The sequence below is a fragment of the Noviherbaspirillum sp. Root189 genome, from assembly GCF_001428545.1.
Classification (GTDB): Bacteria; Pseudomonadota; Gammaproteobacteria; order Burkholderiales; family Burkholderiaceae_D; genus Noviherbaspirillum.
Genome location: NZ_LMHZ01000012.1, coordinates 17,459 through 30,153, shown reverse-complemented (window position 1 = coordinate 30,153; position 12,695 = coordinate 17,459). Strand labels below are relative to the sequence as shown.

Genomic DNA, 12,695 nt, shown 5'->3' with positions numbered 1-12,695 from the left:
CGCATTAAGCAGCCATGGGTCATGGCGATGGTAACGTCGGCTCGACGGCCATCTGTTCGATGCGCTTGGTGATTTCGTTTGCGGTCTGGATGACCATCCCAATCAGCATTTCTTCACTGATCGGCGGCGATGCTTTTATGTTCAGACTTAATACCAAACTTCCTACAATTTCTCCTTTTTCATCAAACACGGGTGCCGCAACGCCGGTTACATCCTTGTCAAGTTCTCCGCGCGAAATGTAATAGCCGCTATTGCGAATGCGCTTTAATTCCTTCGAGAATGCGGCCCAGTCGGAACCGATTGCTCTAGCGTCGGCAGCAAGAGCGGGATCCGCCATTGCTGCATCATAGATACGTTTGAGCTTGCGGCGCTCCATATGGGCAAGAATGACATGTGCCTGCGACCCGCGAAAAAGCGGCATTGGCAGCCCTTTTGTGTAGGTCAGATTAACTGGATGCTTGCCAGGAACGTGAAAAACATTGACGATGGTCTGGTCATAGACATTGCACAGCAATACATCACACTCGGTTAATTCGGCCAAGCCATACAACAGGTTGTGTGCTGCCTGGATGATCGGATCATATGAACGAATGAGGTATTCCAGCTCGATGATTTTTGGCCCCAAGCGGTAACGTCCGGAGGTTCTCAATAAAAGGCCTGCCTGCGTTAGCTCGCCGGCATAGCGGTATGCCGATGGAGCACTCACTTCCAAAGCGGTAGCAACGTCTTCGATTGTAATCCATGGTTTGTGTTCACGAAACAAGTTCAGGATCACCATGACCCGACCGATGACTGAAGGCGAAGAAGAGTTTGCCATTTTTACTATATTGCAACTGATTAATTAAACAAGAAGTTCATTATCGCATCTGAGAATTCGTTGACATCAAATACGTCGAAAGATAGACTTAATTATCAGATAATGAGAAAACTGTACGCTTATAAGGCAAAAATTGCTACAGCTCCTCGAATGTCCAGAAAACGTTGCATCTTTGCGAGATCCTTATGCACCAGCCCGACGCTTCGCCTCGTCCTTCCATCTATTACCACTATCAGGTTTACCCGTGCCTGCCACTGGCCACATTAAAGGCGCAGCCGCACAAGCAAGTTGTCATCGCTGGTGCCGGACCGGCGGGGATGACTGCTGCACTGATTCTCAAACGTATGGGGGTCGATTGTGTGATTCTCGAAGCAGAACGCCAGGTTAGCCAGGGAAGTCGTGCCATTGTCTTTACACGGCGGTCCATGGAAATCCTGCAGCAAGCTGGGGTGGCGAATCGTATTATGGAAAATGGGTTGCCTTGGCATGCAGGCAATTCGTTCTACAGGGGGCAACGGGTATTCCGCATGGACGCCGCGCTGAGCGAAAATGACCGGTTTCCACCATTGATCAATATCCAGCAGCAGTACCTCGAAGAGTATTTGGTCGACGCGTGCAGCGAAGCGGGAATTGAAATCAGGTGGGGCAACAAGATTGAAGACATCATCGCGCATGAGCCGGTCGTGACGCTGCGGATCGATACGCCAGAAGGCGAATATCAAATGCAGGCCGACTGGTTGATTGCAGCAGACGGAGCGCGCTCGGCGATCCGCCAAAAGTATGGGCTGAAAATGGAAGGCGATTCTTATGAAGGCAAGTTTGTGATTGCCGATATCAGGATCGATCTGGATTATCCGACTGAACGCCTGGCCTTCTTTGATCCATCCTGGAACCCGGGCAATACCGTGCTGATGCATCGGGAGCCACATGGCATCTGGCGTATCGACTATCAGTTGCCGACAGGCGAGTCGCCGGAGGAAGCATTAAGGCCCGAATCGTTGAAAGCGCGCATCGATGCCCAGCTTGAAATGATCGGCAAAGGTGGATTGCCGTGGGAAATGGATTGGTGTTCGGTCTACTCTGCCAGGGCCATGACCCTGCCGGACTACCGGCATGGACACATTCTGTTTGTTGGCGATGCCGCACATATGTTGCCGATCTTTGGTGTGCGAGGCGCGAACACCGCATTCCAGGACGCACAGAACCTTGCCTGGAAGCTTGCGCTGGTCTGCCAGAAGAGAGCGCAGCCGGATTGTCTCGAAACCTATTCGTACGAGCGCGTCGGCGCAGCGCGCGAAATCATTCAGGAAGGTGGCAGAAGCACCCGCTTCATGACCCCGCCCAGTCATGGATTCAGGCTGATGCGCAATGCGACATTGTCACTGGCATTGCAACATGAATTCGTCAGGCCTTTGTTCCATTGGCGGACTTCGCGCGCGCATACCTATACAGACTCGCCAATCAATGCCTCGACCACGCCAGTCGGACTTGCTGCGGACGTCAAAGTCGGTGCGGTCATGCCTAACGTGAAGCTCGGTGATGGTTCGTATCTGCTTGATTATCTTTCACCCAAATTCGTGGTAATCATTAGCGACGACGCAGGAAGCACCGATATCAGCGGAATGGATATGCTATGCAGACTGCAGCACGAAATGAATGAGCAGGGAAGCCCTTTTGAGCTTTTAGCCATTCGCACGATGGCAGGCGGCAAGCAAGCAGCGATCGACGGAGTCGTGTCCCTGGTCGACCCGGCTGGCAATTTTGGAGCGACAGTTTGGGGCAACAAAGACAAGCGGCCGCGTGTTTTTCTCGTGCGCCCGGACCAGCATATTGCAGGCTGCTGGCAGGAACCCGATGCATATTGTATTGAGCAGATACGGCGCACTTTGAGCGCATTCGCGTACCTCCACTGACTTCTGTAAGGAATTGTGCAAATGAATACCGGTATGCCTACTCAGGACTTGGAAATGATCTACGACGAATTAGCGCTGAAAATCGATCAAGCTGGTGAGCGTTCTGAACTGCTCCTCGCAAAACTTAGCTTGCTGCTGGCCAACCAGATCGGGGATAAAGAAATTGTCCTTGGCATGATCGGGAGTGCGGCCAAGGATTTGTAACCGGCCTGATCGTTCCTGATATCAATCATCACCATAATCTTAAGGAGACACACGATGAATTTTTTTAAACTGCTTTACCGTTCGACCGCACTGGCTGCGCTCACAATACCAATCGCCGCCTTTGCCTTTCCAACTCAACCGATCGAATGGGTCGTTCCCTATGCCGCAGGCGGCGGCTCCGATGTTGTCGCGAGGACCATCGCATCGGAAATGACAAAGACGCTTGGTCAGCCGATTATTATCAACAACAAACCAGGTGCCGGCACCAACATTGGTGCTGCTTACGTTGCCAAGGCAAGTGCAGACGGTCATGTGGTCTTGACAGCAGATACAGCAACGCTGGCTGCGAATCCTTTCCTATACAGTAAGCCAGGATATAGCGCGGAAAAGGACTTCGTGACGATTGGATTGATGGCCCGTTTTCCGATGATCTTGGTCGTCAATCCACAGAACGTACCGGTAAAGGACTTGAAGGAGTTCCTCGCATGGGCAAAGGCACAGCCGAACGCCGTTGCCTATGGCACTCCCGGGGCAGGAAGCCCCCATCATCTCGCCACTGAACTGTTTTCCGACCTGGTAGGGATCAAGCTCACTCATGTTCCGTACAAAGGCGCTGCACCCGCCGTGCAGGATGTGATCGCTGGACAAGTACCGATGATGTTCGTCGACACCGCAAGTGGCGCTCCTCATATTCGAGCAGGAAAACTCAGGGCAATCGGCGTTGCCAGCCCGAAACGCATACAAAGCTTCGATACAGTACCGACGCTTGATGAACAAGGCTTGAAGGGATTTGAAGCTTATGCATGGCAAGGCATGGTGGCGCCCGCCAAGACGCCGGCTGCTGCTGTCGATGTATTGAATAAGGCGTTATTGAAAGCCATTGATACACCTGCGGTCAAGGAGCGTTTCCAGGCATTGGGGCTGGAAGCGATTCCAAGTTCGCCGCAAGACATGGCAGCATATGCAAAAGCCGAACGTGAGAAATGGGGCAAGGTCATCCATTCCAAAGGGATCAAACTTGACTAAAGTGACCATTTCCTAACCTGAAAAGGCTAGCGGCATGCTGGCCTTTTTGCTTGAAGCCCAAGTTTATTCAAAACTGCCGGTAATGCCATGAACTCCTCCCACCTCTGAAGCTCGATACACTGGTGGTAAGGCGAAGCATGGGCGTCGCGATCTTATGGATTGCATTTTTGTCAATCAGATTGGCAGATCTATCAGGAGGCTTGAATGAGCACTGTCCCTGGCTCCCCGTCGGAGTGCAGCAATCTTTTGCTGTCAATGTTGCCTGTGCCCGACTATCAGGCATTGCTTCCACATCTTGTGTTTATCGATACGCCGCTTCATTTTGTGCTCTTCGAGCGGGGCAAGCCAATTAACTATGCCTACTTTCCTCTGATCGGTGAGCATTCGATTCTGGCGACAATGGAGGACGGTGCAGCTGTCGAAGTTGGTACGGTTGGTTATGAGGGCATGTCTACAATTGACCTCATTCTTGGGGGAGACCTGGCGATTGAAAGTACTGTGTGTCAAATCCCCGGCAATTCTCTGAGGATGCCTGCGAGCGTTTTCAAGGAGATGACTGCAACGGACACCGTCTTGCGACGCGTCGTGTTGAAGTATCTTCAGGCGTATCTGAGCCAGGTTTCCCAGTCGGTTGCTTGCAACCGGTTACATGGTCTTGAACAACGGATGTCGCGCTGGTTGCTCATGAGCCACGACAGGATGAAACGTGATGATTTTCAAATTACACAGGAGTACCTGGCGATGATGCTAGGCGTCCATCGCCCTAGTGTCAGTTTGATTGCCGGGACGCTGCAACGTGCTGGCCTCATCGAGTACAAGCGAGGTGTTGTGCATATCCTTGATCGCAAAGGACTCGAAGAGGTGGCTTGCGAGTGCTATGGCATCGTCAGTGCACAATTTCAAAGGTTGCTTGGGGTGCGCTCGTGAGTTGTAAAAGGGGGAATCGCGCGATTTGCCGGTCCTGAATGCAAGCACTCTGGACGCGGTCTTCAGGCACCACGCTGTGACGGCATGTAGCATGATGGGTCATCATGCAATGCGGAATTTTTTCGTGCCTGCACTATTCTTCAGTCGTTCGACATTTCCCTGGCATTGTTTGCGGTTGATCGATTCAGACACCATGTCCTCGTGAACAACGACCTTCAAATCCTGACTAAGTAGCAGGAGGTGCAAGGCCCTATGAAAAGCAACGATCAGACGCTAGTTAAAAAACTGGCTTTTACTCTTCAATATTTGTGGCGACTTGCCATCCCTTTCTGGATGTTTCGCGACGCCGGGCGGGGAACCGTGGAGCAGCGCATTGCAAACTATCGGTATAACCGGGCGCAACGCAAAATTTTGCCATTCTTTATGGGGAAATGGATTGGGATTGCCATCTGCATGATGCAGCTCACCCAGGTATTGTCTGATCTGATGGCAACGGCAACTACCCAAAGCACCAACTACCTGTGTGCGGCGTTCTTCTGCATGAGCGCCGGAATCGGCTTTGCGTTTGCCTGTATTGTCCTGACAGTGCTTTCAGCAAGTTATCTGTATCTCACCTATGTAAAGCGATAATCCATCTGGTTCGTTGCTTACTCTTTCGTCGCACAGCCTTGATTGTCATCGTTCCGGTCAATAAAATCTAGGCTAAGGCATGGTAAAGTGTCGCCCATTCTCATGTGGCAATATAGCCGCTATTACAAGAACGGTATCCGGGTGACATGGTATTCAGCTCCGCAACTTTCCTGTTTTACTTCTTTCCTGTATTCCTGATTCTTTACTATGTTCTGCCATGGAAGAATCCGGTACTGCTGATCGCCAGTCTCGTGTTCTACGCATGGGGTGAGCCACGATTCGTCCCTTTGCTGATGTTTTCGGCGGTGCTGAATTACAGCGTTGGCTACGCGATCCAGCGTTTTGCAGCCAGGAAAAAGCCGCTGTTGTGGTTTGGCGTGGCCGCCAATCTTGTCTTCCTGATGTATTACAAATACATCGGTTTCTTTGTAACCATCGCTAATGAGCTGGTTTCGTTGTTTTCGAGCCCGCTATATGTCCCGGAAATCATCCTCCCGCTAGGGATTTCGTTTTTCACATTTCAGGGGATTTCCTATCTTATCGATGTGTACCGGGGCGACGTCAATGCACAAAAGAGTTTCTGGACCTTCGCAATGTATAAGGCGATGTTCCCCCAGTTGATCGCCGGGCCTATCGTCCGGTACCGACAGATAGCGGACGAAGTTGACCACAGATCGATACCGAATGCACGGGTACTGGCAGGTCTGCAACAGTTTATCGTCGGACTCGCCCAGAAGGTGCTGATTGCCAATACCGTGGCACTGTCGGCAGACAAGCTCTTCGCGGTGGCACCTGACCAGCTGTCGACCACCGGGGCGTGGATAGGAATCGCGTGCTATTCCATTCAGATCCTGTATGACTTTGCCGGGTACTCAAACATGGCCATCGGCATCGGTCATATGATCGGCTTTAGTTATCCCCCCAATTTCAATCGTCCGTATTCTTCCACCTCAGTGACTGAATTCTGGCGGCGCTGGCACATTAGTCTGTCGTCTTGGTTCCGTGACTATCTTTATATTCCGCTTGGCGGAAATCGCGTTTCACCGTTCAGGACCTACGCAAATCTTGGTATTGTGTTTTTGCTGTGCGGCTTGTGGCATGGTGCGGCATGGACATTCATCATCTGGGGCGCCTGGCATGGTGCGTTGCTGATCATAGAACGCATGGGACTTGGCCGTATGCTGGAAAGATTGCCGCCGATGGTGTCGCACGCCTATACGCTGCTTGTGGTGATGATCGGGTGGGTATTCTTCCGGGCCAATGATGTGCCGCATGCGTTGAAGTTCCTGGGCGTGATGTTTGGCGGCGCATCCAGCGGCGCACATCCCTGGCAGATGGATTTTGGTGCAGCCGCTGCGGCAGCGCTGATCACCGGCACCTTGATCGCAACCTGGCGTTTTTCCGGAGATATGCCAACCCAGAGTGCCGCACCGCGAAAGGGCCTGCAACTGGCACTTTCTTCCCTGCCGTTGCGAGCGGTTGGCGCGGCAGCGGCATTTGTACTTTGCGCGGCCAGCCTTGCTGCCGGTACCTATAACCCGTTTATCTATTTCCGTTTCTGACATGGCAGGCTTCGCACCGCAGATTGCTGCAAACGCTGCAAAGATTATGGTTGTGACCGTGCTGCTCATTCCCGCGCTGCTGGCGACCGGCGGCCGGCAGGAAGGGGTAGGGGAGAATCGCAAGCTTGCCAATTTCCCGGAGCGGCCGCACAGCTGGGACAGCATCGTCAAATTTCCCGCGCAACTTGATCTCTGGATTAACGACCATTTCGGGTTTCGCGACCTGCTTGTCAAGCTGAATAACCGGGTCCGCTATACGCTGTTCAAGCAGTTCCCGACCATGCAAGTCATTGAAGGCAAAGGGGGAAGAATATTCCTCGCTGCGCATTCGACAGCGCATGCGCCCTATGCAGCGATTATTCAGGCTTGCGGCTACCAGTATGAGCAGACCGACTTAATTGCGAAGCACCTTAGCGCATTTGATGCGGGATTTCGCAAGCTGGGAGTCGATGCAAAGATGTTGATCGCCCCGAGTTCGCCAGTCCTTTATCGGGATGAATTGCCGACCTGGCTTGCTCAGCGATGTGACCCGTCCGCTGAGCCAATCCCGCGTGTGCTTGCGTCGGATAGCATGACGCCGCAAGCACGTCAGCGCATCTATTATCCAATAGACGACATGCGTGCCATCGAGCGCACTGCAAACGTGATCCCCGCAACCTGGTTTCATTGGTCCGGGACCGGACCACGTATGGTTGCCGAAGCCAGCGTGCGCCATTTCTGGGATGCCAAAGCGCGTGCCACACCGACACTCCAAACGTCGCAGCAGTCTTTGCCATCAGATATTTCCCATCTTTTTCCTGGCGTTGAATTGGACAGCTCGGTCGAGGTCGCCGATTTCAAGGCTTCAGGTATTACGGAGTGCGGCGGGCCAACCTGCTTCCCGCAACTTCAGGCACCCATGGCCAAACTTGGCGACGTATCACGTTATACCAATCCGCTTGCCCCCAATCGCCGTTTGGTCATGTTGTCTGATTCGTTTGGGCGGCATATCGCGGGTTGGTACGCCCCTTATTATCGTGAAGTGATCCATCTGTCGACCAATAATCTTGCTCAACTGGACGATTCCGAAGTTCATGCGCTACGGTCGGCATTCCTCCAGACAGCAGAAAACACCCATGTACTGTTTATGTATCACGATGGAGCGCTGCTTAGCGGTCGTTTAGCCCTTGACCTGGGTAAATTGGGAATTTGATTTTGTATTAAGAATACTATCGCCCTGGGCCGCTCCGAGGGCGGATGGCCGCGTTATACCATGAGATCGATGGATTTTTTTGACTGGCAAGGCGCAGGAGGAGTCAATAGCGGGCTATTGACGACGAGTGCAACGCAGGCAGGCAGAAAAAGACGCGATGTCATGGTGCGTTATGGGTTGGGATTGGTATTATTTGTCATCTGTGTGCCACGGAGCACAACGACATTTCAATACGCGCGCTTTGCCCTGCGTGCCAAGTTATCTGCTTCGATTTACAGAATTACGAAGACGCTTGGGAAGAAAAGTATGTGAGTACAGCTGAGGAGGGCGCTTCGGCCGCGAATACGTATGATCATGCGGCGTTCAGCGAACAAGCGCTCGCCGATGCGCGATATATAAATCTAATGCTTAGCTCAGCCAGCGAATGCCGAGATACATCAAACCAATACTGACTGCTGAGGACGTTGCAATGCAAAGGGCAGCTTGCAGCTTATTAAAGTTAAATCCGGATTCGGCTTGATAAGCAACTGCATCTCGTCTTGCGTTTCTCATGGCATCTCCGTTGATAAATGGCAATTGCTTGCCTTATGTCATTCTAACGAAATCATGCCACTAATCAATAGTTCAACAGGCAACTTTCATGAAATTACTTTTGATCAAAAACAAGCTCTGCCTCACGATGCTGGCAGGAAGTCAGGCAAGTTGATGTAAGGATGGCTGGTCGCGTGCGCACATTCACGGAACTCGTATGCGTCCTCTCTGTAAGTACATCAGATAAGTACATCAGACGAAAAAAAGCCCGCGTACCTTTCGGTTGCGGGCTGAATCCAATTCAAGAAGAGTTGGAGGAGACACATTCACTATAGTCCACCGTTTAGAACTCGTCTGCTTTTTTCTCACAATAACTGATATATGAAATTTGAATAACAGGCATGACGTGTAGTGTCGTACCGCTGTTTGAAGCAAAATGTTCGCACGACTTTATAAAATAGTCGCCTCGATATTGCTATAGCGGCAACGACTATCCTTTTCGACCGGGTTTCGCCACCTGACCGAATGGTTTACGGGCATTCTTGACTGGTGTAGCGGGGGCAGCACCTGCAAATATCTTGCGTGATCTGGTTGCCGTTCCAACAGAACCCGGGCGTTGACCAGTTCGCGCCGGCGTTCCTACTGCAGGGGGCGTATAGCGCGGCACCAAATGTCGGTCGCTGTTGCCAATGAGGTCGGAACGGCCCATGCGCTGCAAGGCTTCGCGCAGGATAGGCCAGTTTTCCGGATCGTGATAGCGGAGAAAAGCCTTATGCAGGCGCCTGATCTTGCCGGCACGCGCAGTCTCAACCGCTTCAGAATCTGCGGAAATTTTATGCAACGGATTCTTTTTCCCATGGTACATCGCGGTCGCCATCGCCATTGGCGTGGGTAAGAAAGTCTGCACCTGATCGAGCTGGAAGTTGTTTTTCTTCAGCCAGATAGCGAGGTTGAGCATGTCTTCGTCGGTTGTGCCTGGATGCGCAGCGATAAAGTAGGGAATCAGGTACTGTTCCTTGCCTGCTTCTTTCGAAAAACGCTCGAACATTTCCTTGAACGCATAGTACGAGCCCATGCCGGGTTTCATCATCTTGGAGAGCGGGCCATCCTCTGAATGCTCCGGCGCGATCTTCAGCAAACCGCCGACGTGGTGAGTCACCAGTTCTTTCACATATTCCGGCGAGCGGACTGCCAGATCGTAGCGCAGCCCCGAACTGACCAGAATCTTCTTGATGCCGGGAATGGCTCGCGCCTTCCGGTACAACTGGATCAGCTTGCTGTGATCGGTATTGAGGTTCGAACAGATGCTCGGATACACACAGGATAGTCTGCGGCAAGACTCTTCAATTTTCTTGTCCTTGCATGCAAGGCGGTACATGTTCGCAGTCGGTCCGCCAAGATCGGAAATCGTTCCGGTAAAGCCCTTGGTCTTGTCGCGGATCAGTTCAATTTCACGCAGGATCGATGGCTCCGAGCGACTCTGGATAATGCGACCCTCGTGTTCAGTGATCGAGCAGAATGTGCAACCACCGAAGCAACCCCGCATGATGTTGACCGAGAAGCGGATCATTTCCCACGCGGGAATCCTCGCCTTGCCATACACCGGGTGCGGAGCACGCGCATAGGGCATGTCGTAGACACCGTCCATTTCATCCATCGCCAGTGGCAGCGGCGGCGGGTTCAGCCAGACGTCTCGCTCGCCATGCGCCTGCACCAGCGCGCGGGCATTGCCGGGGTTGGACTCCAGGTGCAGAATGCGTGACGCATGGGCATACAGGATAGGATCATCCTTGACGGACTCATAAGCCGGTAACCGTACAACGGTCTTGTTGCGCTGTTCCTTTAATGCTGCCTGGCGTTCTTCACGGCTAAGGATCAGAATCGGTTTTTCAGCCGCGGGAACCGGTCCAGTGGCACAGCTTTCCGGTTCCTTGGTTTTCATTTCATACGGATCCGGATGCGGCTCCACGCGTCCGGGCGTGTCATAGCGGGTCGAATTAGCTTCTGCCCAGTCGGTTGCAGGCTTCCAGCCGCTTGGCACCATAAACGCAGTTCCGCGCAGATCACGGATTTCCCTGATTGATTCGCCGGCAGCAAGGCGGTGTGTCAGTTCAACCAGAGCGCGCTCTGCATTGCCGTACAGCAGGATATCGGCCTTGGAGTCTGGCAGTACTGAACGACGGACCTTATCAGACCAGTAGTCATAATGGGCGATGCGGCGCAGGCTTGCTTCAATGCTGCCGACGACGATGCTGGCATCCGGGAAGGCTTCGCGCGCACGCTGCGCATAGACGACGAGCGCACGGTCTGGACGCCTGTTGGGATCGCCATTGGCCGTATAGGCATCCTCGGAGCGGATCTTCCGGTCAGAGGTGTACCGATTGATCATTGAATCCATATTGCCGGCGGTAATGCCAAAATACAGATTCGGACGTCCAAGCGCGCGGAATGCGTCCGCAGAATGCCAGTCCGGCTGGCTGATAATGCCCACCCTGAAGCCTTGTTTTTCAAGCAGACGTCCGACCAGCGCCATGCCAAAGCTTGGATGATCGATATAGGCGTCCCCTGTGACCAGGATGACGTCACAGGAATCCCATCCGAGCGTATCCATTTCTGCGCGCGACATCGGCAGATAAGGAACGGGCGAGGTGTAATCGGCTCGATAGCGGGGATAGGAAAACAAGTTTTTGGGTGTGTTCATGTTGGGGCGGATTGTACCGGAAATGCGTTGCGGACGGCTTCCGAGCGGGCATGTCAAGAGGCCAGTGTGCTCTGACAGGAAGCACGGTCAGGAGTTGCTCGGGAAGGGGCAATTGGAGGCAATATTCAGATTTTCAGCGAACAATGCGACCTGGTGGCGGTAAGGGAGGTGCTGCCGTCGACCGCGCCGGGAAATCACGGAAAAACTGCCCCATAATGCCTCCTGCGGAAGGAATCCGGTGGCCCTTGGCATACATGCATTGCTGGAAGCCGATATCGTAACGCCGCTGGAGTTGCGCCGAACTGCTTTCGGCTGCACCGGCTCCGGCAAGCCCGCCAAGCGCCAAGCCGCTGCCGGCCCCGACCGCTGCTCCACGTCCGCCGTTGATTGCGGCGCCCGCTGCGGCACCAAGTAAAGTCCCGAGCGCTGCGGAGCGCGTACCGCTGTCAATTCCGGCACTATCAGGCGTACCACCACTGACTTGCTCGGAGGCGAACTGCCTGCATAATTCGTTGTCGGCCCGGAACTCCTCAAAACTCTTCCCAGTGCCGGGAAGCACCATGACGCTAGGCTGGTTCGGTGGCACAGTTGTGCATCCTGCGACGAAAACGAGGGTAATGCCAACCAGCAAGCTATGCGGCGTCATGACCATTCCTGTTCACCGCAAATCTGACGGTTGTGGCGAAACCAGTTCCCAACCATTGGGACACTCGCGAACGTATGGATAGTAAGCTTGGGCGGAACGGCAGTAGTACCACCATGAATTTGCCTGCTGCTCACGCGCATTCTTTTCCATGTAGGCCTGCGGGACATTGGGAACGGTGACAACGGGGGGATAGGTATAAATGCCGGGCTGGCGGTAGTAGCCCCATGCGCCGACCAGTGGAACCCCAAGGACGATGCCGACCGAAGCATGCGACCGTCCGTGCCAGCGCCCGTAATGTCCGTATCCACCATGCGCCCAGGCTAGTTCGCTGAAGAGTAATCCAATGACCAGGATAATGAGAAACCGTGGTTTGATTGTTTTCATGGACGCCTCCGTGCAACGGCCTGCACGATTGTGCAGTCGGGCCATGTTATTGGACATATTCATTTGTGATGAGTTCGACAATATGAGGTGCTTGCGTCGCAGCAGGGCACCGTGCGAAACCCGTTGCACTACGGGCTATCAATACTCACCCGTGATTTCTTT

At 53.2% G+C, this 12,695-nt stretch carries 13 protein-coding genes; 8 read left to right on the top strand and 5 right to left on the bottom strand.

What is annotated here, in order from left to right:
* Positions 1-19: 19 nt before the first annotated feature.
* Positions 20-817 (bottom strand): IclR family transcriptional regulator, encoded by a 798-nt coding sequence (locus ASE07_RS08085; protein WP_082584015.1) that lies wholly within the window; start codon positions 815-817, stop codon positions 20-22.
* Positions 818-1,002: 185 nt separating this feature from the next.
* Here ASE07_RS08085 and ASE07_RS08080 point away from each other — a divergent pair, with 185 nt between their 5' ends.
* The 8 genes from ASE07_RS08080 to ASE07_RS28695 all read left to right on the top strand — a co-directional run bounded on the left by ASE07_RS08080 (position 1,003) and on the right by ASE07_RS28695 (position 8,583).
* Positions 1,003-2,730, top strand: coding sequence for an FAD-dependent monooxygenase (locus ASE07_RS08080; RefSeq protein WP_057290310.1), 1,728 nt, complete (start codon positions 1,003-1,005; stop codon positions 2,728-2,730).
* 21 nt (positions 2,731-2,751) lie between these two features.
* A complete protein-coding gene (locus tag ASE07_RS08075) occupies positions 2,752-2,934 on the top strand; it encodes a DUF2783 domain-containing protein (protein WP_057290309.1) in 183 nt (60 codons plus the stop codon).
* A gap of 54 nt (positions 2,935-2,988) precedes the next feature.
* Positions 2,989-3,960: a Bug family tripartite tricarboxylate transporter substrate binding protein gene (locus ASE07_RS08070; RefSeq protein ID WP_057290308.1), complete on the top strand. Its 972-nt coding sequence runs from the start codon at positions 2,989-2,991 to the stop codon at positions 3,958-3,960.
* 204 nt (positions 3,961-4,164) lie between these two features.
* Positions 4,165-4,887, top strand: coding sequence for a Crp/Fnr family transcriptional regulator (locus ASE07_RS08065; RefSeq protein WP_057290307.1), 723 nt, complete (start codon positions 4,165-4,167; stop codon positions 4,885-4,887).
* A 252-nt stretch (positions 4,888-5,139) separates the two neighbouring features.
* Positions 5,140-5,517: a hypothetical protein gene (locus ASE07_RS08060; protein WP_057290306.1), complete on the top strand. Its 378-nt coding sequence runs from the start codon at positions 5,140-5,142 to the stop codon at positions 5,515-5,517.
* A 146-nt stretch (positions 5,518-5,663) separates the two neighbouring features.
* The gene (locus tag ASE07_RS08055; protein ID WP_057290305.1) at positions 5,664-7,079 is read left to right on the top strand and encodes an MBOAT family O-acyltransferase; all 1,416 of its coding nucleotides are present in this window, start codon (positions 5,664-5,666) and stop codon (positions 7,077-7,079) included.
* A 1-nt stretch (position 7,080) separates the two neighbouring features.
* A complete protein-coding gene (locus ASE07_RS08050; RefSeq protein ID WP_057290304.1) occupies positions 7,081-8,271 on the top strand; it encodes a hypothetical protein in 1,191 nt (396 codons plus the stop codon).
* 69 nt (positions 8,272-8,340) lie between these two features.
* On the top strand, positions 8,341-8,583 hold the full coding sequence (locus tag ASE07_RS28695; protein ID WP_156396467.1) for a hypothetical protein: 243 nt from the start codon (positions 8,341-8,343) through the stop codon (positions 8,581-8,583).
* Positions 8,584-8,679: 96 nt separating this feature from the next.
* Here ASE07_RS28695 and ASE07_RS28690 read toward each other — a convergent pair whose 3' ends face one another.
* The 4 genes from ASE07_RS28690 to ASE07_RS08035 form a co-directional block, all read right to left on the bottom strand.
* Positions 8,680-8,823: a hypothetical protein gene (locus ASE07_RS28690; protein WP_156396465.1), complete on the bottom strand. Its 144-nt coding sequence runs from the start codon at positions 8,821-8,823 to the stop codon at positions 8,680-8,682.
* A 469-nt stretch (positions 8,824-9,292) separates the two neighbouring features.
* Complete coding sequence (locus ASE07_RS08045; protein WP_082584014.1) at positions 9,293-11,503, bottom strand: YgiQ family radical SAM protein; 2,211 nt, start codon at positions 11,501-11,503, stop codon at positions 9,293-9,295.
* Positions 11,504-11,636: 133 nt separating this feature from the next.
* Positions 11,637-12,149, bottom strand: coding sequence for a glycine zipper family protein (locus ASE07_RS08040; RefSeq protein WP_057290303.1), 513 nt, complete (start codon positions 12,147-12,149; stop codon positions 11,637-11,639).
* A gap of 12 nt (positions 12,150-12,161) precedes the next feature.
* Positions 12,162-12,533 (bottom strand): hypothetical protein, encoded by a 372-nt coding sequence (locus ASE07_RS08035; protein WP_057290302.1) that lies wholly within the window; start codon positions 12,531-12,533, stop codon positions 12,162-12,164.
* Positions 12,534-12,695: the final 162 nt, after the last annotated feature.

Bases quoted from the DNA above. Each gene is read 5' to 3' on its own strand.
- ASE07_RS08055 (WP_057290305.1), top strand. From the start codon at position 5,664: ATGGTATTCAGCTCCGCAACTTTCCTGTTTTACTTCTTTCCTGTATTC.
- ASE07_RS08065 (WP_057290307.1), top strand. From the start codon at position 4,165: ATGAGCACTGTCCCTGGCTCCCCGTCGGAGTGCAGCAATCTTTTGCTG.
- ASE07_RS28695 (WP_156396467.1), top strand. From the start codon at position 8,341: ATGGATTTTTTTGACTGGCAAGGCGCAGGAGGAGTCAATAGCGGGCTA.
- ASE07_RS08035 (WP_057290302.1), bottom strand. From the start codon at position 12,533: ATGAAAACAATCAAACCACGGTTTCTCATTATCCTGGTCATTGGATTA.
- ASE07_RS08050 (WP_057290304.1), top strand. From the start codon at position 7,081: ATGGCAGGCTTCGCACCGCAGATTGCTGCAAACGCTGCAAAGATTATG.
- ASE07_RS08060 (WP_057290306.1), top strand. From the start codon at position 5,140: ATGAAAAGCAACGATCAGACGCTAGTTAAAAAACTGGCTTTTACTCTT.
- ASE07_RS08070 (WP_057290308.1), top strand. From the start codon at position 2,989: ATGAATTTTTTTAAACTGCTTTACCGTTCGACCGCACTGGCTGCGCTC.
- ASE07_RS08080 (WP_057290310.1), top strand. From the start codon at position 1,003: ATGCACCAGCCCGACGCTTCGCCTCGTCCTTCCATCTATTACCACTAT.
- ASE07_RS08040 (WP_057290303.1), bottom strand. From the start codon at position 12,149: ATGACGCCGCATAGCTTGCTGGTTGGCATTACCCTCGTTTTCGTCGCA.
- ASE07_RS08085 (WP_082584015.1), bottom strand. From the start codon at position 817: ATGGCAAACTCTTCTTCGCCTTCAGTCATCGGTCGGGTCATGGTGATC.
- ASE07_RS28690 (WP_156396465.1), bottom strand. From the start codon at position 8,823: ATGAGAAACGCAAGACGAGATGCAGTTGCTTATCAAGCCGAATCCGGA.
- ASE07_RS08075 (WP_057290309.1), top strand. From the start codon at position 2,752: ATGAATACCGGTATGCCTACTCAGGACTTGGAAATGATCTACGACGAA.
- ASE07_RS08045 (WP_082584014.1), bottom strand. From the start codon at position 11,503: ATGAACACACCCAAAAACTTGTTTTCCTATCCCCGCTATCGAGCCGAT.